This is a genomic window from Sphaerochaeta sp. S2, assembly GCF_016406725.1.
Classification (GTDB): domain Bacteria; phylum Spirochaetota; class Spirochaetia; order Sphaerochaetales; family Sphaerochaetaceae; genus Sphaerochaeta.
Window position 1 is genome coordinate 1 of record NZ_JAEKNT010000137.1, and the last position, 1,388, is coordinate 1,388.

Below are 1,388 nucleotides of genomic sequence, written 5' to 3' on the forward strand. Positions count from 1 at the left end.
CGTAAACCCTGAGAAGTAAATAAAAGAGAATGGGAGCAAAACCATGGCAAATGACCTGAATGTAGTCGCATTGGTGGGCCGTCTTACCAGAGATAGCGAACTTCGCTATTCAAATGGTGGTATGGCAATCTGTCGTTTTTCCATAGCAGTCAACCGGAGAAAGAGGTCGGGTGACAATAAATGGGAGGACGAAGCCAACTTTTTCGACTGCTCGATGTTTGGCAAAAGTGCCGAATCCCTCAACCAGTATCTAGAGAAGGGAAGGCAGGTTTCCATTATCGGTGAGCTTAGGCAGAACCGATGGGAACAGGACGGCCAAAGTCGGAGTCGGGTTGAGATTGCCGTGAATTCGTTGCAGCTCCTCTCGAGTCCCGGTTCTACAGATGGTAGAAACACCTCTCGTCAGGGTGAACAACCACCGACGAGAAACCAGGGGTCATACGGTTCACGACCTGCTCCCCAGGCACCCGCCTCTCCCTTGGATATCGGCGGACCTGAGCAGTTTGACGATGACCAGATCCCATTCTAAGACTCTGCCTTTTGGCAGATGATGTTGCAAGGAGAAACATATAATGCGCGATGACGATAACGATTCCATGAATAATGACGGAAGAAACGGAAGAGATAGAAGAGGGGGCGGACGCAAACCCAGTTTCAGAAAGAAAGTTTGCAAGTTCTGTACCCAGAACCTTACTCCCGACTACAAGAATCCTGATATGCTGCGGCGCTACATAACCGAGCGTGGCAAGATTCTTCCTGCCCGTATCACCGGTTGCTGTGCAAAGCACCAGAGGGCTGTTACTACTGAGATCAAGAAGGCACGTGTACTTGCGTATCTTCCGTTTGAGAAGAAGTAACTTGTGTTGGGTGCCATGAACCAGTTAGATACAAAGATGTTGAAACAGGTATTGTTCCTGACAGTGGTAAGCTACGCGCTTTCCCGCTTGTTGATCGGAAACCTGCTCTTCACCATCCCGTTGATGGTTCTCGCACCGAAGTTTTCCAATCGGAGAGAGGCATTGTTTCCTGTTGGCTTGGTAGCTGCCTTGTTGGTGATTACTGAGTTTTTCAGGGCAGAAGGGGCATTAAGTAGCCCCGAAGGACGCCTGTTGCTTGTGATTGGAATGTTCATCCCGATTGTGCTCTTGGTAGCCAGTGCAGTATGGATTGCTCTGGATGACAAGCGTACATTCTACCGCTATCTTGCATCATCCATGTTTGGGATTGTTGCTTCGGTTGTGGTGGTTATTTGGTTTACAAGACCTAACGAGGCGCTCCAGAGGGTAGACTCAGCAATGTTTGAGACCTTTCGTACGCTCCTCGGAGGGACAACTGGTGGGACACAACCATCCCTTGAAACACCTGGTGTTGCATTGGAAGGTTTGTAC

General features: G+C 49.4%; 2 protein-coding genes and 1 pseudogene. All 3 read left to right on the plus strand.

The features are described from left to right. Positions 1–43 precede the first annotated feature (43 nt). A complete protein-coding gene (locus tag JF818_RS03615; RefSeq protein ID WP_198890619.1) occupies positions 44–529 on the plus strand; it encodes a single-stranded DNA-binding protein in 486 nt (161 codons plus the stop codon). Between the two features lie 43 nt (positions 530–572). Next, positions 573–857: a 30S ribosomal protein S18 gene (gene rpsR / locus JF818_RS03620; RefSeq protein ID WP_198890620.1), complete on the plus strand. Its 285-nt coding sequence runs from the start codon at positions 573–575 to the stop codon at positions 855–857. Positions 858–872: 15 nt separating this feature from the next. Next, positions 873–1,388 (plus strand): annotated as a pseudogene (locus JF818_RS03625) (DUF115 domain-containing protein); the annotation flags it as partial.

Coding starts and splice junctions, on each gene's coding strand:
- JF818_RS03615 (WP_198890619.1), top strand. CDS start 44: ATGGCAAATGACCTGAATGTAGTCGCATTGGTGGGCCGTCTTACCAGA.
- rpsR (WP_198890620.1), top strand. CDS start 573: ATGCGCGATGACGATAACGATTCCATGAATAATGACGGAAGAAACGGA.